Annotated in this window: 17 protein-coding genes; 7 read left to right on the plus strand and 10 right to left on the minus strand. The window is 60.1% G+C overall.

The genetic code is table 11. From position 1 onward, the window contains the following. Positions 1-14 precede the first annotated feature (14 nt). From GY791_07280 to caiD, 3 genes are read left to right on the plus strand one after another with little or no spacing between them, the layout of a single operon-like run. Complete coding sequence (locus GY791_07280) at positions 15-1,175, plus strand: acyl-CoA dehydrogenase (GenBank protein ID MCP4328221.1); 1,161 nt, start codon at positions 15-17, stop codon at positions 1,173-1,175. 5 nt (positions 1,176-1,180) lie between these two features. Then, the gene (locus tag GY791_07285) at positions 1,181-3,277 is read left to right on the plus strand and encodes an acetate--CoA ligase family protein (protein MCP4328222.1); all 2,097 of its coding nucleotides are present in this window, start codon (positions 1,181-1,183) and stop codon (positions 3,275-3,277) included. Positions 3,278-3,288: 11 nt separating this feature from the next. Next, the gene (gene caiD / locus GY791_07290) at positions 3,289-4,071 is read left to right on the plus strand and encodes a crotonobetainyl-CoA hydratase (GenBank protein ID MCP4328223.1); all 783 of its coding nucleotides are present in this window, start codon (positions 3,289-3,291) and stop codon (positions 4,069-4,071) included. Positions 4,072-4,091: 20 nt separating this feature from the next. On the opposite strand, the gene GY791_07295 is transcribed toward caiD, so the two are convergent. The 4 genes from GY791_07295 to speB form a co-directional block, all read right to left on the minus strand. Beyond that, positions 4,092-5,072 carry a 2-dehydropantoate 2-reductase gene (locus GY791_07295; GenBank protein MCP4328224.1) on the minus strand — a complete coding sequence of 327 codons (981 nt, stop codon included), beginning with the start codon at positions 5,070-5,072 and terminating at the stop codon, positions 4,092-4,094. A 205-nt stretch (positions 5,073-5,277) separates the two neighbouring features. Next, entirely contained in the window at positions 5,278-6,153 is an 876-nt protein-coding gene (gene sucD / locus GY791_07300; GenBank protein ID MCP4328225.1) for a succinate--CoA ligase subunit alpha, read from the minus strand. A 4-nt stretch (positions 6,154-6,157) separates the two neighbouring features. Continuing rightward, a complete protein-coding gene (gene sucC, locus GY791_07305; GenBank protein MCP4328226.1) occupies positions 6,158-7,327 on the minus strand; it encodes an ADP-forming succinate--CoA ligase subunit beta in 1,170 nt (389 codons plus the stop codon). Between the two features lie 428 nt (positions 7,328-7,755). Continuing rightward, positions 7,756-8,772, minus strand: a complete 1,017-nt coding sequence (gene speB, locus GY791_07310; GenBank protein MCP4328227.1) for an agmatinase — start codon at positions 8,770-8,772, stop codon at positions 7,756-7,758. A 154-nt stretch (positions 8,773-8,926) separates the two neighbouring features. Here speB and GY791_07315 point away from each other — a divergent pair, with 154 nt between their 5' ends. After that, positions 8,927-9,898 carry an ornithine cyclodeaminase gene (locus tag GY791_07315; protein MCP4328228.1) on the plus strand — a complete coding sequence of 324 codons (972 nt, stop codon included), beginning with the start codon at positions 8,927-8,929 and terminating at the stop codon, positions 9,896-9,898. Positions 9,899-10,023: 125 nt separating this feature from the next. After that, positions 10,024-10,578, plus strand: coding sequence for a DUF2199 domain-containing protein (locus GY791_07320; GenBank protein ID MCP4328229.1), 555 nt, complete (start codon positions 10,024-10,026; stop codon positions 10,576-10,578). Between the two features lie 20 nt (positions 10,579-10,598). Here GY791_07320 and GY791_07325 read toward each other — a convergent pair whose 3' ends face one another. Continuing rightward, positions 10,599-12,584 (minus strand): FAD-dependent oxidoreductase, encoded by a 1,986-nt coding sequence (locus tag GY791_07325; GenBank protein MCP4328230.1) that lies wholly within the window; start codon positions 12,582-12,584, stop codon positions 10,599-10,601. A gap of 18 nt (positions 12,585-12,602) precedes the next feature. Between GY791_07325 and GY791_07330 the strand changes: the two genes are divergently transcribed. Together GY791_07330 and GY791_07335 are read left to right on the plus strand one after the other, a co-directional pair. Then, a complete protein-coding gene (locus tag GY791_07330) occupies positions 12,603-13,682 on the plus strand; it encodes a flavin reductase (protein ID MCP4328231.1) in 1,080 nt (359 codons plus the stop codon). Between the two features lie 199 nt (positions 13,683-13,881). After that, positions 13,882-15,144 carry an MHS family MFS transporter gene (locus tag GY791_07335; protein ID MCP4328232.1) on the plus strand — a complete coding sequence of 421 codons (1,263 nt, stop codon included), beginning with the start codon at positions 13,882-13,884 and terminating at the stop codon, positions 15,142-15,144. A 41-nt stretch (positions 15,145-15,185) separates the two neighbouring features. On the opposite strand, the gene GY791_07340 is transcribed toward GY791_07335, so the two are convergent. From GY791_07340 to GY791_07360, 5 genes are all read right to left on the minus strand, one after another. After that, entirely contained in the window at positions 15,186-16,211 is a 1,026-nt protein-coding gene (locus GY791_07340) for an alpha/beta fold hydrolase (protein ID MCP4328233.1), read from the minus strand. Positions 16,212-16,409: 198 nt separating this feature from the next. Further along, positions 16,410-17,543, minus strand: coding sequence for an acyl-CoA dehydrogenase (locus tag GY791_07345; protein ID MCP4328234.1), 1,134 nt, complete (start codon positions 17,541-17,543; stop codon positions 16,410-16,412). Next, a complete protein-coding gene (locus GY791_07350) occupies positions 17,540-18,763 on the minus strand; it encodes a CoA transferase (protein MCP4328235.1) in 1,224 nt (407 codons plus the stop codon). The genes GY791_07345 and GY791_07350 overlap by 4 nt, the downstream gene beginning before the upstream one ends. Before the next feature lie 64 nt (positions 18,764-18,827). Further along, a complete protein-coding gene (gene gltS / locus GY791_07355) occupies positions 18,828-19,997 on the minus strand; it encodes a sodium/glutamate symporter (protein MCP4328236.1) in 1,170 nt (389 codons plus the stop codon). A 110-nt stretch (positions 19,998-20,107) separates the two neighbouring features. Beyond that, the gene (locus GY791_07360) at positions 20,108-20,944 is read right to left on the minus strand and encodes a phytanoyl-CoA dioxygenase family protein (protein ID MCP4328237.1); all 837 of its coding nucleotides are present in this window, start codon (positions 20,942-20,944) and stop codon (positions 20,108-20,110) included. Positions 20,945-20,954 lie beyond the last annotated feature (10 nt).

Genomic DNA, 20,954 nt, shown 5'->3' on the forward strand with positions numbered 1-20,954 from the left:
CGAAGGGGCTGATCATGGATTTCGGTCTCACCGAAGAACAGCAAATGGTGGTCGATACGGTTCGGGGTTTTGTCGAACGGGAGCTCTACCCGCTCGAAGCCGAGGTCGAGCTGAGCGGCCGGGTGGCCAATGAAATCGGCCGTGACATACAGCGAAAGGTTCTCGGCCTGGGGTTCTACGCGGCGAATATACCTCAGGAATTCGGCGGCGGCGGGCTGGATCATCTGACCTTTACACTCCTCGAGCGGGAACTGGGCCGCGGATCGATGGCGCTGAGCACGTTTTTCGGCCGGCCCTCGAACATTCTTTGTGCCTGCAGTGACGAGCAAAAGGAACGCTACCTCTACCCAGCGGTGCGGGGCGAAATGATGGATTGCTTGGCAATGACAGAGCCGGGGGCGGGTTCAGACATCCGCTCGATGAAGACGGTGGCGCGACGAGACGGTGACGATTTCGTCATAAACGGGTCCAAGCACTTCATCAGCCACGCCGATATCGCCGATTTTGCCATCGTCTTCGTCGCAACGGGCAGCGAAGACACGCCGCACGGCAATAAGCAGCAGATCACATGTTTCCTGATCGACCGGGGCACGCCCGGCTTCGAAGTGAGGGATGGCTACAAGAGTGTTTCTCATCGCGGCTATCACAATTGCATTCTCACGTTTGACGATTGCCGGGTGCCGGCGACCCAGGTACTCGGCGGGGTAGGGCAGGGCTTCCAGTTGATGAATACCTGGCTCTACGCCACCCGGTTGACGGTCGCGGCGATGAGTGTCGGACGGGCGCGCCGCGTTTTCGATTTGTGCGCCGAATGGTGTGCGACACGAAAGCAATTCGGCCAATCAATTGGCAAGTTTCAAGGTACGTCGTTCAAACTCGCCGATATGGCGACGGAAATCGACGCAGCCGACTATCTGAACCTGGGCGCGGCGTGGATGCTCGACAATGGACGCGACGCCAACCGAGCCATCGCGCAGGCAAAACTGTTCGCGACCGAAATGCTCGCGCGGGCGACAGATAATGCCGTTCAAATCTTCGGCGGAATGGGTTTGATGGACGAACTACCAATCGAGCGATTTTGGCGTGATGCTCGGGTCGAACGTATCTGGGATGGCACCAGTGAGATCCAGCGCCACATCATATCCCGCGACATCCTGCGCCCGCTCGAAGATTAACGGCGATGGCGCGAGCCGCGACCCGACGTAACCTGAAACGGCTGCTTTCGCCGAAGAGCATTGCGGTCGTTGGCGGCGATCTCGCCGCAAGGGTCATCCGTTTGACCCGCGACTTTGGCTTCGCAGGTCCCATTCACGCTGTGCACCCGACGCGGAACGAACTTACCGGGGTTCCCTGCGTGCGATCGATTGCGGACCTCCCATCCGCCCCCGATGCAGTTTTCCTCGGCGTGTCCCGAGAGGCAACGCTAGCGAGCGTCAAAGAATTGTCGGCGCTCGGTGCGGGCGGAGCGGTTTGCTATGCCTCGGGCTTTTCCGAAGTTTCCGATGGGGACCGCTTGGAACGCGATTTGATCGCCAGCGCCGGCGATATGGCGCTGATCGGTCCGAACTGCCACGGTGTTATCAACGGGCTCGATGGGATCGCGCTGTGGCCCGACGAACACGGTATCGCGCCGACAACTGCGGGCGCTGCCATCATCACGCAGAGCGGCAATATCGGTATCACGCTGACCATGCAGGAGCGGGGCCTCGACATCGCCTACATGCTCTCGGTGGGCAATCAAGCCGTGCTCAAGGTCCACGACTACCTCGATGTGCTCGCCGATGATCCGCGGATTGGCGCGATCGGTCTCTATATCGAGGCCGTAGAGGAGGTCGGCGATTTCGCCGAGGCCGTTCTGAAATGTGCCCGCAGGCGACTTCCTATCGTGGCGATCAAGGCCGGACGTTCGGAGGCGGCGGTCCAGACGGCGCTGAGCCACACGTCATCGCTCGCCGGGTCCGACGCGTTGGTCGATGCATTCTTTCACCGTTACGGAATCGTCCGCGTCGACAGTCTCGCCGAACTCGTTGAAACCCTGAAATTCCTGTCGCTGGCGGGACCGATTGACGGTCCACGCATCGCATCATTGAGTTGTTCGGGCGGTGATGCGGCCATGCTCGCCGACTTGGCACATCCACTTGGGCTGGATCTGGCACCGCTCCCGGACAGAACCCGTGGCCGTTTGACCGATCTATTGGGCGCACGGGTCGCGATTTCCAATCCCCTCGACTATCACACCTACATTTGGGGCGACCGGGAGCGTTTGACGGCGTGCTTCGGCGCCGTTTGCGAGGCCGGCTACGATGCGACAATGCTGGTCCATGACTATCCGCGACCGGATGCCAACGATGTCGCGGCATGGGACGTCACGACCGAGGCAATGATTGCCGCGCACCGCACCCATGGCGGCGTCGGGATTGTCGTGTCCTCGCTTCCCGAGGCCATGCCCGCCCATGCGCGTCGAATGCTGAACGAAGCCGGCCTCACCGCGATGCAGGGTCTGCCGGAATGCCTGAAGGCGGTCGCGGCGTCAGTCCGCCTCGGCCGGGCATGGCGACGGTTCGACTGTCATCCGCCGTCCATGCCAATTGACAGTCCGCCGCTTCCGCTCGACGGCAAACCTGTGGTGGCGACGGAGCCGGCGGCCAAGGCGTTGTTTACGGCTCATGGGATACGGGTACCCGAGGGGCGCCGGGTGGCGATTTCCCAGGCATCGGCGGCGGCCGCCGAAATCGGATTTCCGGTTGTCGTCAAGACCGCGGCCGCGGTCGGTCATAAGACCGAATTGGGTGGCGTCGCGCTGGATCTCGAAGACACCGTTGCGGTACATGCCGCTGCCGTTCGAATGTCATCCCTGAGCCCGGAGGTTTATGTCGAGCGCATGTTGCCATCGCCCCTCGTCGAGTTGATCGTCGGCGTGAAATCCGATCGCCAATTCGGACCCGTTCTGGTCGTGGGGGAGGGAGGCATCCGGGTCGAGCTTCAGGACGACAACCGGTTCATATTGTTACCGACCGACCCAGCGGAAATCCGCGACGCGCTTCAGGCTTTGCGGATATGGCCGATACTTGAGGGTTACCGGGGTGCCGCCGGTGCCGATATTGATTCGCTCGTCGACGCAATCTCTCGGTTGGCCACCCTCGCGATCGCCCAACGCAAGTCCATTTTCGAGATCGAAATAAACCCGCTGATGGTTTATCCAGCGCCGGATGGCGCCATCGCAGCCGATGCCTTGGTGTGCACGAGCGAATCACTCAACATCGAAGAAGTCGGGTAGGGAGGGTTAAGATGAGCGAACCGGTGCGAACCTCCAGAAATGGACAGATCCTGGAGGTCGTTCTCGATCGTCCGAAAGCCAATGCTATCGACGTCGCGACCAGTCGCGAGCTGGGCTCGGTGTTTGAAAAATTCCTCGCCGCGCCCGAACTACGGGTTGCCATTCTGACTGGCGGCGGCGACAGGTTTTTCAGCGCCGGCTGGGATCTTATCAGCGCAAGCGAAGGCGAAGCCGCGGATTCGGATTATGGAATCGGTGGCTTCGGCGGTATCACCGAGCTTAAGGATCGGACCAAGCCCATCATTGCCGCGGTCAACGGTATGGCCGTCGGAGGCGGGTTCGAATTGGTGCTTGCCGCCGATTTCGTAATCGCCGCCGAGGATGCGCAGTTCTTTCTGCCCGAAGTGCAACGCGGTCTGGTTGCCGATGCGGCTTCCTTTCGGTTGCCGAAGCGTCTGCCGCGGGCGCTCGCGATGGAGTTGCTGCTTACCGGGCGCCGGATGAGCGCCGCTGAAGCCTGCGACCGTGGCCTGATCAACCAAGTCGTGCCCAAGGCGGCGGTCATGGAAACGGCACGTTCGCTCGCCCAAGAGATCCTGAAGGCGGCGCCGTTATCGATCGCCGCCGTCATGGAAATCGTCCGCGAGACCGAGGCGATGCCGTTGGAGGCGTGCTACGCGGCGATGCGCAACGGAAAATGGCAACACTACGAGACTATGCTCAAAAGCGACGACGCCGTCGAGGGGCCGCGCGCCTTCGCGGAAAAACGCGACCCGGTTTGGACCGGAAAATGATTTGGCCGGAAGGAAGCCGTTCAGCTGTCGTAAAGCCCGGCGACGCTGCCGCGTTGTTGAACCAGTGCCAGCACGGTGTCGATATAGGGCGTTTCGGTGTCGGTTAGCCGGCCCAGTTCCTGAACGGCGGTCACCAGCGCGTCGATTTCCATCGCGCGGCCGTGGTCCAGATCCTGCAGCATCGATGTTCGGTGAGCGCCGACCGCCGCCGCGCCATCAATCCTTTCGTCGACATCGATGCGGAACTCGACGCCCAGCTTCTCACCGATTTCCTTTGCTTCGAGCATCATGTTGCGGGCCACGGCCCTGGTTCCCGAATCGGTAGCCACGATGTCGAGAGTGGCATGGGTCAGCGCGCTGATCGGATTGAAACAGAGATTTCCCCACAACTTCTTCCAAATGTCGTCGCGGATGTTGGTGCGGATCGGCGCCTGCAATCCTGAATCGATCATCGCCCGGCTCAGCGTTTCGCAGCGGGTCGATACCTCACCGTTCGGTTCGCCGAGAGTGAATTTGTTGCCGTAGACGTGCCGGACGATTCCCGGCGCTTCGATCTCCGTCGCCGGAAAAACAACGCAGCCGATTGCCCGCTCGGGATGGAGCGTCCGCCATTGGCGCCCCCCGGGATCGACCGATTCAACGTAGCGGCCATCGTAGGGGCCGCCGAGTTTGTAGAAATACCACCAGGGAACGCCGTTCTGCGCGGTCACGAGAGACGTATCATTGCCGAACAGAGGCAGCATCTGCTCAACGATATCGCATGCTTGGTGAGATTTGAGGGTGACGATGACGTAGTCCTGCGGTCCCGCCTCGGTAGGATCGTCGGTGCAGAACGGACGCGTCACCCGTTCTTCGCCGTCGATCTTAAGGCGCAGACCGTTCGCCCTCATCGCTTCGAGGTGAGCACCGCGGGCTATCAAGGAAACATCGAGGCCGCTGATAGCAAGCTGTGCGCCAAGATAGCCGCCGATCGCGCCCGCACCATAGATGCAGATCTTCATGCTTTTCGATCCCCCAGGTGCACTCGTAACGGCGCGTTCAGATTTCCGGGGAGCCTTGTCGCCGATCAGGCGTTGGGCCCCGTCTCGGATTCGGCCGGTCGAATTCTGTGCCCTTGCGACGCTGTTTAGCGAGATTCGGGCGCAAAATCAAACCGTGCGGATCGCTCCCGCACAACCCTGCATCCTGAGTCGGCGAGGCGCCGATCTATCCATTGAGCGCATCGCGCACTGTGCTGCCAACCTCGGCAGCGGAGGGAGCGATAAGGACGCCCGCTGCACGCAAGGCGTCGATCTTTACTGACGCCGTGCCGCGACCGAAGACATTGACGGTTCCGGCGTGCCCCATGCGGCGTTCGGTCGGTGCGTGGACACCCGCGACATACGCTACAATCGGCTTCGTCGGCTTTGATTGCTGAATATATTCGGCAGCCTCTTCTTCGGCGGTGCCGCCAATTTCTCCAAGCATGATGATGGCGGTCGTTTCTGGATCGGCGAAAAATAGCTCCAGGCAATCGACGAAGCCCATGCCATAGACCGGGTCGCCGCCGATACCGACGGAAGTCGATTGCCCGAGCCGGTATGCGGTTACCTGATCCACGACTTCGGACGTCAGCGACGCCGACCGGGACACGATGCCGACACCTCCCGGGCGCTCGAGGTGAGCCGGCATGACACCTATCTTGCATCGTCCGGGAACGATAATTCCTTGCGAATTCGGACCGATGAGCCGAGTCTTCGATCCTTCGAGGCGCCGCTTGACGCGAACCATGTCGAGCACCGGCACCCGTTCCGTTACACAAACAGCCAACGGGATCTCCGCCTCCACCGCTTCGATGATGGCAGCGGCGGCCGATTGCGGCGGTACGAAGACTGCGCTTGCGGTGGCGCCGGTTTCGGCAACCGCCTGAGCAACCGAATCGAAAACCGGCAGGCCAAGATGTTTTTGCCCACCCTTTCCAGGAACAACTCCGCCGACAACGTTGGTGCCGTAGGCAATGGCACGTTCCATGTGATAGGTGGCCACGTGTCCGGTTAGGCCCTGGCAAATAACTTTGGTATCCGAATTGATCAGAATGGCCATCCCGTCATGCCCTCTTCGCGGCGGCAATTACTTTGTCCGCAGCGTCCATCATATCGCGGGCAAAAACCACAGGAACGCCACGTGCGGTGAGCGCCTTTTCGGCTAGTTCCTTGTTCGTACCGGCGGTCCGAACGATAAGCGGTACCCGCAATCCGAGCTCCTTGCACGACGCGGCGACACCTTCGGTGACCGTGTCGCAACGCAGAATGCCGCCGCCATAGATGTTGACCAAGATGGCCCTGATCTTCGGGTTGGAAAGCAGCATCTTGAATCCCGTCGCGATTTGGTCGCGTGTTGCGACCGGCCGAATATCCATGAAATCAGCCGGGTCTCCACCACGTTCCTTCAACAGGTCGACCGTCGCCAACGCCAATCCGGCACCGTTGACCATCACGCCGATATCGCCGCCCAGTTTTACATAGTTTAACTCGAACCGCTTCGCCTCGACCTCGCTTGGGTCAACCTCGTTGACATCGCGCAATGAATCGAGCTCGCGATGACGGTACAAAGCGTTGTCGTCGAGCACCATCTTGACGTCGAGCGCAACCAAGGTTCCTTGGTTGGTTACGACAAGGGGATTGATTTCGATCAGGCTGGCATCGTTTTCGATAAACGCGTCGTAGGTTCCCTTCATGACATCGGCCGCCGACGCGGCGAGGTCGCCATCGAGCCCGAGTTTAGCAGCGAATGCCATCGCCGCGCTTCGGTCGAATCCGACGTCAGGATCGATAACCAACCGCGCGATCCGGTCCGGGTGCGCGATCGCCGTTTCCTCGATGTCTTCGCCGCCTTCTTTCGCGCCGATGAATGCCACCCGCCCGGCCGAGCGGTCGACCAGGGCGGCAAGATAAACTTCCTGAACGATGCCGACCGCCTGTTCGATATATACCTGATGGACGGCCTTGCCCTCCGGACCGGTCTGGTCCGTGACGATCCGATTGCCGAGGAGGTCGCGTGCGGCGGCGGTAACCTCTTCCGTCGTCTTTACCAGGCGGACACCCCGTGCCTTTCCGCGTCCGCCGGCATGAACCTGCACCTTCACCGCCCAGGCGCGGCCGTCGATCTTGCGCGCGACGGATGCGGCGTCCGCCGGGGTTTCCGCGACTTCACCGGCGGGGATAGGTATGCCGTAGCCCGCGAGGATCTTCTTTGCCTGATATTCGTGAATGTTCATGGCTTGAACCTCCAGCAGGTGCGGGCAAATTGTGGGTATCGGTGTTCTTGGTATACCATATGCCAGATGTTTGTTAGCCGCAATTTTTTTGTCCGATACGGTGCCACGGTACGACGAGAACCTGACACAAGCCACCGCAACATCCCACTCGAATCCCGTGACCACATCCGCGTCCGCAACGTCAACCGTGACGGCGGAATGCCGGCAAGCCCGGATCGGTACGGAAACTCAAACGCCGGGATCCACTTTCGGTCTTGAGGCGGGATTCGGCCTTACGATCGGTACGATGCCATAGAATCAACCGTTGCCCGAATGGCAGCTGCAAGCAATAGCATCGTTCAATTCGACATAATGGGCGCGCTGACCATGGGAGCGCGGCCGCGCGCCGCACCGATGCCCGAACCCTAAACCGAGTGGCGGCATCGCAGTTAGGTCGTAACTTTTTCCTTGATTCTTGCTTCCGCGGACAAGGCGGCATCACTCGACCTGAGATCGCGCTCGTGGAAAATGAACCCGAGGAAATTCAGCAACAATTGCGCGGCCAGGAATGTCGTCGTGCCGTCACGGTCATAGTCGGGCGCGACTTCGACGAGATCAATGCCGACGACGTCTCCCTGTCTGACCAATCCCTGGAGGATTTCGAGAATTTCGTAATAGAGGAATCCGCCATGGCTCGGCGTGCCGGTCCCCGGGGCGATCGACGGATCGAAGCCATCGATATCGATGGTGCAATAATAGCGAACGCCTTTCGGGATTCGTTCGAGTACGCCGTCGCGGCCAAGGTGGCGCACATGGCGCACCGACAGGATGTCCGATCCGGCCGCGCGCGCCGCGTCGTAGTCCGACCGGTTCGACGAAGATACGTTGCGGATGCCCAGTTGGGTCATACCGGTCACGTGCTTCATTTCGGAGGCACGGCGCAGCGGATTGCCGTGGCCATATCGAACGCCATGACGCTCGTCGACGAAATCGAGGTGTGCATCGACGTGAATCAAATGAACCGGCGGCTTGTCGTTGAAGGCCTTGATGCAGGGGATATGAACGGAATGATCGCCGCCCAGCACGACCGGTAGCGCATCGGCATCGAGTATCTTACGGACGGCGAATTCGATATTGTCGTGGCTCTTGATCGTATCGGTATGAACCATATCGGCGTCACCCATATCGACCATATGCACTTTATCCGCCGGTAAATACGTGACGTCGTCTTCGAAGTCATAGGCGCCGCTGTGGCCGAAGGAAAAAAGCGTGGATGCCTCACGAATCGCACGCGGCCCAAACCGCGCGCCGGCGCGATATTGGGTCCCCATGTCGAAGGGCGCACCAAGAATTGCCACATCGGCATCGATCGCGTTCCAGTCGAGGCAGATCGGCTGCTTCCCGAAAGTACAGTGGCCGACAAACGGCAGGTCCAACCGCCCGCTTTCGTATCCGTGTTCGCTCATGGCTAGCCTCGATCGTTGCTGATCCAAGTCACAGGATTTCGAACTTCCCTTCGGTATGCTGGATCGAAATTAGTATAGCCGGAAATATTCCATTGTTATCGGATTCGTGAAAGGCTGGGTGAACCAGGTGTTTCCAAGAAATATTGCCCGTCAAATGCGATTCATCGACGCCCGCCAAGTCTATGAAGCTGGCGATTTCAGCGCATTGATGGATGCGCTCGAGCGCGATCATCAGGCCCCGGTGCCAATGGTCGAGCGTGTCCTTCTTGAAACCGAAGCACGGGACAAGACGCGCAACGGGTTCCTCATCTGGCCGGCCTGGCAGCCGGGCGAAATTCTGGGCGCGAAGTTGGTGACCATTTTTCCAGGTAATGACACGCAGTCTGCAGGGGTTCCTTCGGTACAGGCGATCTACAATTTGTTCGACGGTGGGGATGGGCGATTGCTGGCGGCGATCGACGGCACCGCCCTGACTTACCTGAAAACGGCCGCCGATTCGGCGCTCGGCGCGCGTTTTCTTGCGCGACGCGATAGTCGCCATCTGGTCATGGTCGGAGCCGGCGCCCTGGCACCCCACTTGATCGAAGCGCATCTGATTTCGTGCTCGTCGGTCGAGCGGGTAACTTTGTGGAACCGTACCGCAGAGCGCGCGGTGGCGCTTTGCGATCGGTTAGTACGCCCGGGGCTGGAGGTCACGGCGGCGGAAGACTTGGAAGAATCGGTTCGTGCAGGCGACATCATTTGCTGTGCGACGATGGCGCAGGATCCGTTGATCCAGGCGGAGTGGCTCGCTCCGGGGAGCCATCTCGACCTGGTCGGCTCGTTCACGACGGAAATGGCGGAGGCAGCGCCTCGGGTCGCTGCAATGGCCGACGTCTATGTCGATACCCGTTGGTTCACGGTTGGCCATTGCGGCGATTTGGACCGTGCCATCGAGCAGGGTCTGATGGCGCCGGAAGACATTAGAGGCGATCTTTTCGAACTCTGTGCAGCCAAGGTTGCGGGGCGCATCTCCGCGGATCAAATCACCATGTTCAAGAATGCCGGCGGCGCGCATCTCGACCTGATGACGGCTCGGTTCCTGTGGGAAAAGGTGCGTGATCAGGCGCCCGGACATGACGGCTGAACATTCAACGCGCCACCCGATGGGCCCGGATGCCGCCTCTCCTGACGGATGGCTCAAATGCCCGCCGCAGGGGAATTACTCTTCGTTTTCGGGTAGAATCGAATGTTGCTCAATGGAGGTGTCGAATGGCGGGTGACCGACAGGGGTTTGGCGACAAACGGGTAAAATCATTCGAGTTCCGCTGCGATCAATGTGGCGAAGTCCACACCGGTTCACCGTCATTCGCTTATGCGCGACCCCACCAATACTTCCTGGTTCCCAAATCCGAGCGGGAGCACCGCATCCGAATTGATCGCGATACCTGTGTCATTGATGAAGACACATTTTTCGTACGTGGTTTATTGGAAATTCCAATTCGGGACACGCAAGATCCGTTCTTGTGGGGAGTTTGGGTCAGCCAGAGCCCCGAGAGTTTCGCGCGTTATGTCGAAACCTTCGATCAAGATCAAAGCGGCGACGGCAGCTTCGGTTGGCTCACGGTGACCATGCCGGGTTACGTTCGAACCCCAAATGGCGAGGAATTGGAGAATTTGGCCTGTGACATCAGGTGGCAGGATGTGGGACAACGCCCTCTGATCGCGCCGCACGAATGTGACCACCCCCTGTATCGTGACTTCACGAATGGAATTGATTGGGACCGGGCTATCGAACTCGCTCAGCTGGTCTTGCACAGCGATTAACCGCCGGACATCGACCGCGCCTAAAGAGAAAGTCCCAACCGCCGGCCCTCGTAGATCGCCGCCGGCGCGTGGCGCGGAGCGACACAATCGCCAATGCTATGAAGCTCTAGCTCGGTATCGGCGAGATCCGCGGCGAGGCCCGATTGGGCGGCATTTGGTGTCGCCAGGACGAGGCTATCAAAGGAACGGTGCTCGGTCTGGCCATCGAGCAGATCGAGAAGGGTGGCGGCATCGCCGTGCCACTCCCGTAGCGCCGTATTTATCAACATCTCTGTGCCCAACTGCTTGAGCTTCTCACGAAGCGGGTAGTCGGCGCTTGTGCGCACGAGTTCGCGGCCGATCATAGGATCGGGGGATGCGAGGGTCACGTCGTAGCCGGCCTCGGCGAGATGCCATGCGGTGCCGCAGCCGCGCCAATTGCCGCCATCGTCGATCACGAGTATGCGCCGGCCAAGCCGAGCCGCCTTTCCCATCACATCCTCGACCGACCATGTGTTTCCGCGTTCGATCCCCGGCAACGAATCGAATTGTGGCAACGCCCGCTGAAAGCCGGTGCCCGAAGGCCACGAACCGGTGGCGACAATTACCGCATCCGGAGCGAAGGCGACGACATCCGCGGCGTCGACGAATGCGTTCAACTGGATCGTTACTTGATGTTTTCGCAGCTGGCCTTCGTACCATTCCAGCAAGTCGAGGATCTGACCCCGCCGCGGCTGCAGCCCTGCCAGGCGAAATTGCCCGCCCAAGTCGTTGGCCGCCTCGGTTAGGGTCACTTGATGGCCCCGTTCGGCCAACACCCGCGCGGCCTCGATCCCGGCCGGGCCGCCGCCGATGACCAAGATCCGGCGCGGGATCGGCGAGGGCGTGAATCGGTCACCGCCCCACTCGAACTCACGGCCGGCCGACGGATTAACCAAGCATGAGATCCAATAGTCGCGGGAGCGACGTCCCCAGCACATCTGGTTGCACGAGATGCACCGACGAATGTCTTCGGGGCGTCCTTCGCGAGCTTTGTTCGCAAGATGGGGATCGGCAATTTGGCCACGCACGATACTGACCATGTCGGCCTGATTGGAGGCGATTACGTAGTCCGCATTTTCCGGAGTACGTATGTGGCTTTCGGCCTGGACCTTGGCGTGGATCACGGCTTGCTTGAGTGCCTCGGCGAAGGGCGGACCCAGGTTCTCCGCATAGAGGAACGTTGGGATGAGCTGGGGAAAGTCGAAATAGCCGCCGGTGCCGCAGGTTACATAGTCGACCAGCCCCCGAGCGTCATGCCAAGCGACCACCTCCTGGAGGGCTTCGATCGACAACGACACTTCGGTCGTTGGGTCGAGGCTCAAGGCCATGCCTATGACGAAATCGGGCCCGGTTGCTTCGCGAATGCGCCGTAGCACTTCGGCGGAAAACCTGGTTCGATTCTCGAGACTTCCGCCCCACCGATCGTCGCGTCGGTTCGACCATGGCGTCCAGAATTGCTCGGGCAACGAGTGATAGGCGGCAAAAATCTCGACGCCGTCGAAGCCCGATTCCCTGGCCCGTAGGGCTGCCGCGACGAAGCCCTCAATGAGCTCTTCGATCTCAGACTCGCTGACGGAGTGGCTGCCGTCGCTGTCGTGATAGGACGGTAATCCGGACGGTGACCAGTTGGGCTCGTACGAATTGTCATAATCGCCGTGCTGGCCGACATGGTAAAGCTGGTGAATCATGACCGCGCCGATGCCGTGGCAAGTGTCGGTGATCCTACGGAAGGCCGGAATAATGGAATCGTCGTCGTGGCGAAGATTGCCCCGGGTTAAAACCCCGGTGCGGTGAATCGGCACCGGTTCGACGACGATCATCGCCGCTCCACCACGCGCGCGCTCTTCGTAGTAGCCACGCATTCGCTCGCCGGGCAGCCCGTCGACCGACATGTTGTTGGTATGGGCGCCGAAATTGAGCCGATGCTTGAGCGTTACCGATCCGACCTTCAGCGGCTCGAATAGGTGCGGGAAGGGTGTCGTCATCGTTCCGCCTTCGAAGCAATGCGGGGGCCGGTTTCCAGGCACCGGGTGGCTAAATTTCGCACGCTTGGAAGAGGCGAGCCACCGCGAAATGCTAGGGCGAGACGCCCTGGACGGTTACAATGGACGACCAATGCGGTGACGAAGGAAAGCGTTGTGGCAGGCGGTGACTTTGATTCCCTCGAATACCGGAAGGCGCTGGGCTGTTTTCTGACCGGTGTCACGGTCGTCACGACTGTCGACGAATTGGGCAGACCTCGCGGGTTCACGGCGAATTCCTTTACCTCCGTATCGATGGATCCGCCGCTTGTGCTGATTTGTATCGGCAACCACGCCCATAGCTATGGCGTATTTTCCGAGGCGGAGCATTTCGGCGTCAATATCTTGAGCGAGCATCATCGCGAGGTTTCCAATATTTTTGCTTCCAAGCACCCGGAAAAATTCGCCCAGGTCGGCTGGAATCCGGGCGGACGCGGCTGTCCCTTGTTCGAGGATGCGGTCGCCTGGCTCGATTGCGTTGTGCACCAACGCGTCGAGGCGGGCGATCATATGATCCTGATCGGACGAGTCCTCGACTTCACCCACTCGACACGCAGCCCGCTCGGCTATTGCCGAAGCAACTATGTTTCCCCGGGTCTCGACCAGGTGGCGGTCGGCCGGTCTGAGGGGCGAAAACGGCAGGTCGGTGCGATTCTGGAAACAGACGGAAGGTTACTCTTCCTGGTCGATCCCGGAACCGGCCATCTCACTCTGCCGGTCAGCGCCAGCTTGGGCGATGGGAGTGCCGATTCGGGCGGTCTTCTGGGCCTCCTCGCCGAGAATGGGGTCCACGCCGAGATCGAGTTTCTGTTCTCGGTCTATGACGACGACAATCACGGGCTGCAGGTCTTCTATCGCGGCACGGTGTTAAAGGATTTCGTGCCGGACCCAAAACAGACCCGGTTGTGCGGCTTCGACGAAATCCCGTGGGATGATCTTACGGACCAGGCTACGCAGACAATGCTCCGCCGATATATCGACGAGCGGCGCAATGATCTGTTCGGCGTCTATGTCGGCGATTCCGACGCCGGGGATGTTCGCCGTCTGCAGCAGCCCGCCTGATATCGTCGGATGTTTCGGTAATACCGACCTTCAAGACAATTGTGAGAGCGGGCCAATTTTTTTGGTTCTCCGATGACCCCCGCGAAACGGCACCCATTCTCCCAATCGCGATCGGCCCAAGTCGCCACCCCTATCGGGACGGTCCCAATCTTGCTATAGGGGTCGGCCGTTCAAACGCATTTCACCGGGACTCAATCCTATGACCGAGTCGCAAGTCCTGCCGTCACGCCAGCGGGTCATCCTCGCCGGTTTGGTGGGGAATGTAATGGAGTGGTACGATTTCGCCGTCTACGGCTACTTCGCGACCGTCATCGGACAGCTTTTCTTCCCCTCCGAGGATCCCGCCGTTTCCTTGATCGCAGCGTTCGGCGCCTTCGCCGCCGGATTTCTGGTTCGTCCGTTGGGCGGCCTGGTTTTTGGGCGCATTGGCGATCTCGTTGGCCGCAAGCGGGCGTTGATCCTATCCATGCTAGCGATGGCATTGCCGACCGTGTTGATCGGCTGCCTGCCATCCTACCAGACGATCGGAATTGCGGCGCCGGTCTTGATCGTCCTGTTGCGCATCGTGCAGGGCCTCTCGGTCGGGGGCGAATATACGGGTTCGGTCGTTTTCCTGGTCGAAAACGCACCCGCCAATAGTCGTGCGACAAACGCGATCTGGGGCCCTTGGGGCGCGGTCTTGGGCATTCTGATCGGGTCGGGGATCGGCGATCTGTTGACCACGGTACTGACCGAGCAGCAAATCACCAGCTGGGGTTGGCGGCTGCCGTTCTTCGCCGGAATTCTTGTCGCGGGCGTCGGTTTCGTTATTCGAAACTCGCTGCAAATAGTGGAACCAGGCGGTCAGACCAGGAGTCCGATTCGCGATTCGTTCGGCGTGCATCGCTGGGCCGTGATCAAGGTGGCATTGCTCAATGTGGGCAATGGCGTCGGCTTCTACGCTGCCTTCGTGTACGCGGTGACCTACATCCGCGACATCGACAATTTGCCGGAGAACGTCGCGTTCAATCTGAATACCGGTGCAATGACGCTACTGCTGCTTATCATGCCGCTGGCGGCCTGGGCGGCGGACCGTATAGGGCGAAAGCCGATGGTGATCGCCGGTGCAACATTGCTCGCGTTTGGCGCGGTCCCTTTCTTTATGCTGATCCACACCACCGATCCGCCGACGATTTTCCTGGGAGAACTCGGGTTCGTACTTGCACTCGGTCTGTTGGCCGGAGGGATCGTTCCCGCCATGGTCGAAATGATTCCGCACGCCGTACGCTGCACCGGGCTGGCCTTTGCCTACAATGCCTCGATCGGCTATTTCGGTGGCACCACGCCGCTGATTGCCGCTTGGCTCATCACCGCGACCGGCAATCCGATCGCGCCCGCATTCTGGATCGCGGGATGCGGGGCGGTGACTCTGATCACCGCGATATTCCTGATGCACGAAACCCGATTCGAGCCTTTACGATAATGCCGGCCAGGCCATGGCCATGGGTTCGGTTTGCGGCCCGCCTAGGTATCGGCCAATAGCTCGCGGCAGGCATCGTCGAAGAACGCGGTGAAGCCCGGATGCCGGCCCGGTGAGGCGACGCAATGCCCCCATGACGAGTCGAAGATCCGCAGCTCGGCGCTACGCATCTGTTGAATCTCGATCATGTTGTCTTCCGGCGGGAAATAGAGGTCGGTCGTGCATGGCATGACGATCGCGCGCGCTTGGATCGCGTCGAGCGCACGTGCGAAGTCTCCGTCATAGAGAGCATTGGCGCTAATATCGCCTTGCTGCCACGTCCACAGCATCGCCAGTAGATCGTTGGCGTCCCAATTCAGATGGTCCTCCTCCCAGTCCAGCAGCAGTTCCTCTACGCTATCGAATCCGAGCTCGCGGTACTGCCCTTCACGGTAGAAGGTTTGCGAGTAGGCCCAGCCGGCATAGACGCGACCAAAGGCCCTGAGGCCGACTTCGGGAGGCGCGCTGTATTCTCCGCCATTCCAAGCGCAATCCGCTTGCAACGCCACCCGGATACCGTCGAGAAAAACGAAATTGTGTGGCGACGTCTTCGCCGAGCCGCAAAACGGCAAGATGCTCCGTACCATGTCGGGAAACTGGGCGGCCCACTGGTAGGATTGGCAACCGCCCATCGACCACCCGGTAACCAGGGCGATGCGCTCGACGCCGAGCTCCTCGGTCAACAGCCGATGCTGGCACGCGACGTTGTCGTAGAAAGTCGTCCTCGGAAAACGAGGACCATCGAACGGCGCGGCGGTATTGCTGGGCGATGACGACAAGCCGTTGCCGAACAGGTTTGGCGATACGATGAAATGTCGGGCGGGGTCTATCGCACGGCCTTCGCCGATATAGCCGGCGCAGTCACGGTGGGTACCGGTGTAGTAGGTCGGAAGGACGACGACGTTGTCACCGGCGCCATTCAGTTCGCCCCAGGTCCGATAGACAAGTTTCGCGGCCGGCAACACCGCGCCCGATTGCAGGCTGACGTCACCAAGTTCGAAGGTCGTATATTCATCGACCGCAACGTTCATCTAGCTCCTCCCAAAGATCTCGTCCCGTCGCCATCGACTACGACAGGGTGAAGTTCCGTCAATTTCCGAAAACCTTAGGATAACCGGGAATGCCCGTCGATATCCGATGAGTCGGTCGCGGCGTCTGTATCGGCATTGTCCAGGCCCCCCATTCGAGGTGCGGGGCACGGAGTGGTTCAATAGAAACCGAGGCGGCCGCTAGCCGAGGATTTGGCGGGCGATGATGTTGCGTTGGACTTCGGACGCGCCTTCGAAGATACGCATGATTCGGACATCGCGCACATAGCGCTCCAAGGGCAATGCGCGGCTAAACCCGTAGCCGCCATGCAATTGTAAAGCCAAGTCGGTCACCTTTGCCGCCATTTCGGAGGCGAACAGTTTTGCCATCGATGCCTCCTTGGAGAAACGTGCACCTTGTTGGCGGAGGCTCGCCGCGTTCTCGGCAAGGAGTCGCGCAGCGTCGCATTGGGTTGCCATATCGGCCAGCATCCACTGCACGCCCTGATATTCGGCGAGTTGCATGCCTCCGACCTTGCGTTCCTCGACCCAGGACAGCGTGGCATCGATTGCGGCTTGGGTGATACCGAGACACATTCCGGCGACTTCGACGCGTCCATTGTCGAGCACCCGCATGGCTGTTCCAAATCCGCTACCTTCCGTTCCGACCAGGTTTTCGATCGGGACGATGCAATCGAACGACAATTCGAAGATATGTCCGCCGCGAACGCCCATTGTCGGTTCGGCAGGGCCGTATGTCAGGCCGGGGGACCCACGATCGACGATAAATGCGCTGATGCCGCGGTGACCGGCATCAGCATCGGTGACGGCAAAGACCACAATGAAATCCGCCACCGCACCGTTCGAAATAAAGTGCTTGGTGCCGGCAATATGATATCCGTTCTCCGACCTTGTCGCCCGCGTCCGCATGTCCGCCGGGTTTGATCCGGCCCCCGGCTCGGTTAGCGCGAATGCGCCAAGATTGCGGCCCGTCGCTGCGTCGGGCAGATACCGCTGACGGATGTCATCGTCGCCGCCGATCAGTATTGAGTCCGAAGCGAGAAAATGCGCGGTGACCGCGGAGGCAGTCGCGGCGCATGCTCCGGCAATGCTCTCGACCGCTCTCAACAGGGCCGGCGCGGACATCCCTGGCCCGCCCCACTGCTCGGGTAAATTCATGCCCATGATGCCGAGCTCCGACAGCCCCGCCAAATGTCGGGCAATAAACTCTTCCCTTTCGTCGATCTCCTGCGCTGCCGGGGCGAGCCTATCGGTGGCATAGGCGGCGACCGCGTCGCACATCGCCCGGTCCGTATCCGAGAGCCCCGTCGTCATGGCCTCTCTCCCATCGGTATTGCGCCAGATTCGGCAAGGGCATCGATACGTTCCCTCGAATAGCCCAGCATATCCGAGAGTATCGAGTAAGTATCCTGCCCCAAATCAGGGGCCGGTCGCGATGGGCCCGGCGCGATGCCGCCGAATTGGACCGGCTGCCTGATCGCCGGAATTTCGCCCAGCCGCGGGTGGGATAGCGTTGACAGAAGCCGCCGCGCCACCACCTGCATGCCTGTCGCGACCTCGTCGACGGACAAGACCGGTGCCGCTGGGACATCGGCGTCGGTCAATATTTCGACGATGTTCGCCACGGAGTGCTTCCGGCTCCATTGCTCAATGATGTCGCGCAAGATGGGCTCATGACGCGTACGGTCTTCATCGGAAGAAAACCTCTCGTCCTCGCCGATCTCCGTTCGTCCGATTACCTCGGTGAACCGGGTAAATTGGGCATTGCTCAATACGGCAATCACGACATGCCCGTCGGCCGCGCCAAATGTCCCGAATGGGGTCGACAGGGGATGGCGATTCCCGACCCGCTTCGGGAGCTGTCCGGCAAATAGCCATTGGCTAAGGGCCATCGGCATGAATGTAAAAAGCGCATCGACCATGGCGACATCGATATGTGTGCCGAGGCCCGATCTTTCACGACCGAGGAGGGCAATCGCGATCGCCCATGAGGCATAGAGCCCGGCGCAAAGATCGCCGATTGACTCGCCGACCATGAATGGCGGCCCCTCGGGGTCCCCCGTTACCGACATCAGGCCGGACATCGCCTGCGCGATCAGGTCATAGGCAGGTCGTTCGGAGAAGGGTCCTGACTGGCCGAATCCGGACACACTCACGTAGACGAGGTCCGGTTTGATTTCGGATAGGCGTGCATAGCCAATCCCCAGCCGTGCTGCCACGCCCGGCTTGAAATTCTCGACGACGACATCGGACTGGGCCGCCAGTTCCCGAGCCAAGGCCGCGCCCTGCGCGGTTTTCAGGTCGATGACGACGCTTTTCTTGCCGCGGTTCATCATCTGGAACAGCGCGCTCTCACCATCCTTGAACGGACCAATCGATCGGTAATCATCACCCCGTGGGGATTCGATCTTGATAACCTCCGCGCCAAGGTCGGCAAGCAGCGCCGTACAGAATGGGCCGGCCAGAACCCGCGTGAAATCCAAGATGCGAATACCGGAAAGCGGTGCCCAATCGGTTTCGGTGGGGCTGCTCAAATCGCGCTCCCTGAGGTTTCCGCGCGATACCCGCGCCGAAATCCTGTCAATGCATCTCGTCGGTTCACGTCAGCCATTTGGAAATGATCTCGATGAAAAATTTGATCGTCGCCGCATTCAAGATGTCGATGAAAAACGCGCCGACCAAGGGCACAACCAAGAATGCCTTTGACGAAGGCCCGAAGTTGCGGGTGATGGAGTCCATGTTCGCGATTGCCACGGGTGTTGCACCGAGACCGAGGCCGACGAAACCAGCGGTGATCACGCTTGCATCGTAGTCCCGCCCCATGGCACGAAAAACGATAAGAACCGCGAAGAGCGTCATGACCAGGACCTGGATCATCAGCACCACGACGATGGCCACCGCGGCATTGGACAGAATCCATAATTGCATGCTCATCAGGCTCATGCTGAGGAAGATGTTAAGGCTGACGTCGCCGATCCGATCGATGATCACGCGGTGGATCCGAAAGCGGAAGACGTCGGAAAGGTTCGTGATGACGATGCCGACAAACATGGAAGTCAGAAACCCAGGCAGCACTACTCCGTGTTCAAACAAGGCCTCGTTCACGAAGCCGCCAAGCGCGACGCAGATCGTTAGAACCAAAATGGCGGTCAGGCTATCGAACAGCGTGGTCGTATCGCCTTCGGGCCTGGGCGCCGCGTCGATTATCGTGGTCTCCCGGCCCTCCGGTCCACGCAGCTTGTGCTTTGTAATCAATCGCTTCGCAATCGGACCGCCGAGAAGACCGCCGGCAATCAATCCGAATGTGGCAAACGCGATGCCAATTTCGTTAGCGCCTTCTAGTCCCGCCGCCGCGGCTTCATCACTCCAAGCGATTGCGGTGCCGTGACCACCGGCAAGTGAAACGCTTCCACCCATCAAGCCGAAGCCCGGATCGACGCCGAGAAGCATCGCAAGGCCGATACCCGTGATATCCTGGACGACCAGGAAGACCCCGGCGATGACGGTGAGTAAGGCGAGCGCCTTGCCGCCAGCGACGAGTGTTCTGAATTTCGCCGATATCCCGATAGTGCTGAAGAAGACGAGCAAGAGAATATCGCGAAGCTGCAGATCGAATCGTATTTCGAGGTCGGCGAAGCTGTAGATCAGGGCGACAACGGCACTGCAGATGAGCCCACCGGTCACGGCGGGCGGAATGTAGTAGTCGCTGAGGAATCGGATCTTTCGGTTCAGGAACATGCCGAGATAGAGCACAAGGATACTCAGCATCAGGACATCCTGTACATCGAGCTGGTATTGGGAGACAACACCCGAATCCAAGTCGACTACTCCATATTGGCCTCGATTAACCGGACCGGCAGCCGGGCTTGAAATCGCGGCTATAGGCGCCCCGTCTTGTGTTCGGCGCCATGGTAAAGAATATCCCGCACGACGCCGGCCGCCTTGCGATGGAATTCGACGGCATCGGGATCAAGATCACGTACCGGCTGCGGTGTGTGATGGAAGTTGCGGTGACTGTCCGTGCCCCGTACCAGAGCGGCGCTATCCCAGCCGACAACGCTCTGATAGGCCGAAGTCGGAATGAAATGCATCGACACACCTATGCGTCGGTCATCCGACACGTTGGGGCCCGAAGCGTGCGCGAGCCGAACATTGTGGAGCGACATCTCTCCCGGACTAAGCGGCATGGCGACCGTCGCCGAGTCTTCGATTTTCTCGACAATCTCTTGGCCCCGGGTCAGCATATTCGAATCGGCGTAGCGATCCTCGTGCTGCATGATGTCCCCAATGTGGGAGCCTGGGAGCACGCGCATGCAACCGCTTTCAAGCGTTGCCGGAGAAAGAGCAAGCCAAGCCGAAACGACTTCGCCGCCGGCCAGCCCCCAATAGGTAATGTCCTGGTGCCAGGAGACAAAACTCGGCGCATGGGCCTCTTTGATCCACAGCAATGTGTTCCAGCAGAGGATGTTGGGACCGAGGATATCTTCGATTGGGTCGACAACACACGGGTCCCGGATCAGATCGTCCAACCATTTGAATAACAGGTGGGATTTGTTGCGCTGTTCGGGTCTCAGCGCGCCACCTTGAGCGGCCTCGAATGTTTCGAGCTGGTTGCGAAGGTCGGCGACCAACGTTTGTGAAAGCACTGGCACCGGGAAGAAGTAGCCGTCGTTTCGAAACTGGGTCAGTGCTGTGTCGGACAGCGCGCGCGCCATGTTCTATTCC

It is taken from the genome of Alphaproteobacteria bacterium, from assembly GCA_024244705.1.
Lineage (GTDB): Bacteria > Pseudomonadota > Alphaproteobacteria > JAAEOK01 > JAAEOK01 > JAAEOK01.

What these genes read in the sequence shown, in the direction of transcription:
- GY791_07280 (MCP4328221.1), top strand. Translation starts at nt 15, where the DNA reads ATGGATTTCGGTCTCACCGAAGAACAGCAAATGGTGGTCGATACGGTT.
- GY791_07285 (MCP4328222.1), top strand. Translation starts at nt 1,181, where the DNA reads ATGGCGCGAGCCGCGACCCGACGTAACCTGAAACGGCTGCTTTCGCCG.
- caiD (MCP4328223.1), top strand. Translation starts at nt 3,289, where the DNA reads ATGAGCGAACCGGTGCGAACCTCCAGAAATGGACAGATCCTGGAGGTC.
- GY791_07295 (MCP4328224.1), bottom strand. Translation starts at nt 5,072, where the DNA reads ATGAAGATCTGCATCTATGGTGCGGGCGCGATCGGCGGCTATCTTGGC.
- sucD (MCP4328225.1), bottom strand. Translation starts at nt 6,153, where the DNA reads ATGGCCATTCTGATCAATTCGGATACCAAAGTTATTTGCCAGGGCCTA.
- sucC (MCP4328226.1), bottom strand. Translation starts at nt 7,327, where the DNA reads ATGAACATTCACGAATATCAGGCAAAGAAGATCCTCGCGGGCTACGGC.
- speB (MCP4328227.1), bottom strand. Translation starts at nt 8,772, where the DNA reads ATGAGCGAACACGGATACGAAAGCGGGCGGTTGGACCTGCCGTTTGTC.
- GY791_07315 (MCP4328228.1), top strand. Translation starts at nt 8,927, where the DNA reads ATGCGATTCATCGACGCCCGCCAAGTCTATGAAGCTGGCGATTTCAGC.
- GY791_07320 (MCP4328229.1), top strand. Translation starts at nt 10,024, where the DNA reads ATGGCGGGTGACCGACAGGGGTTTGGCGACAAACGGGTAAAATCATTC.
- GY791_07325 (MCP4328230.1), bottom strand. Translation starts at nt 12,584, where the DNA reads ATGACGACACCCTTCCCGCACCTATTCGAGCCGCTGAAGGTCGGATCG.
- GY791_07330 (MCP4328231.1), top strand. Translation starts at nt 12,603, where the DNA reads ATGCGGGGGCCGGTTTCCAGGCACCGGGTGGCTAAATTTCGCACGCTT.
- GY791_07335 (MCP4328232.1), top strand. Translation starts at nt 13,882, where the DNA reads ATGACCGAGTCGCAAGTCCTGCCGTCACGCCAGCGGGTCATCCTCGCC.
- GY791_07340 (MCP4328233.1), bottom strand. Translation starts at nt 16,211, where the DNA reads ATGAACGTTGCGGTCGATGAATATACGACCTTCGAACTTGGTGACGTC.
- GY791_07345 (MCP4328234.1), bottom strand. Translation starts at nt 17,543, where the DNA reads ATGACGACGGGGCTCTCGGATACGGACCGGGCGATGTGCGACGCGGTC.
- gltS (MCP4328236.1), bottom strand. Translation starts at nt 19,997, where the DNA reads ATGCTGAGTATCCTTGTGCTCTATCTCGGCATGTTCCTGAACCGAAAG.
- GY791_07360 (MCP4328237.1), bottom strand. Translation starts at nt 20,944, where the DNA reads ATGGCGCGCGCGCTGTCCGACACAGCACTGACCCAGTTTCGAAACGAC.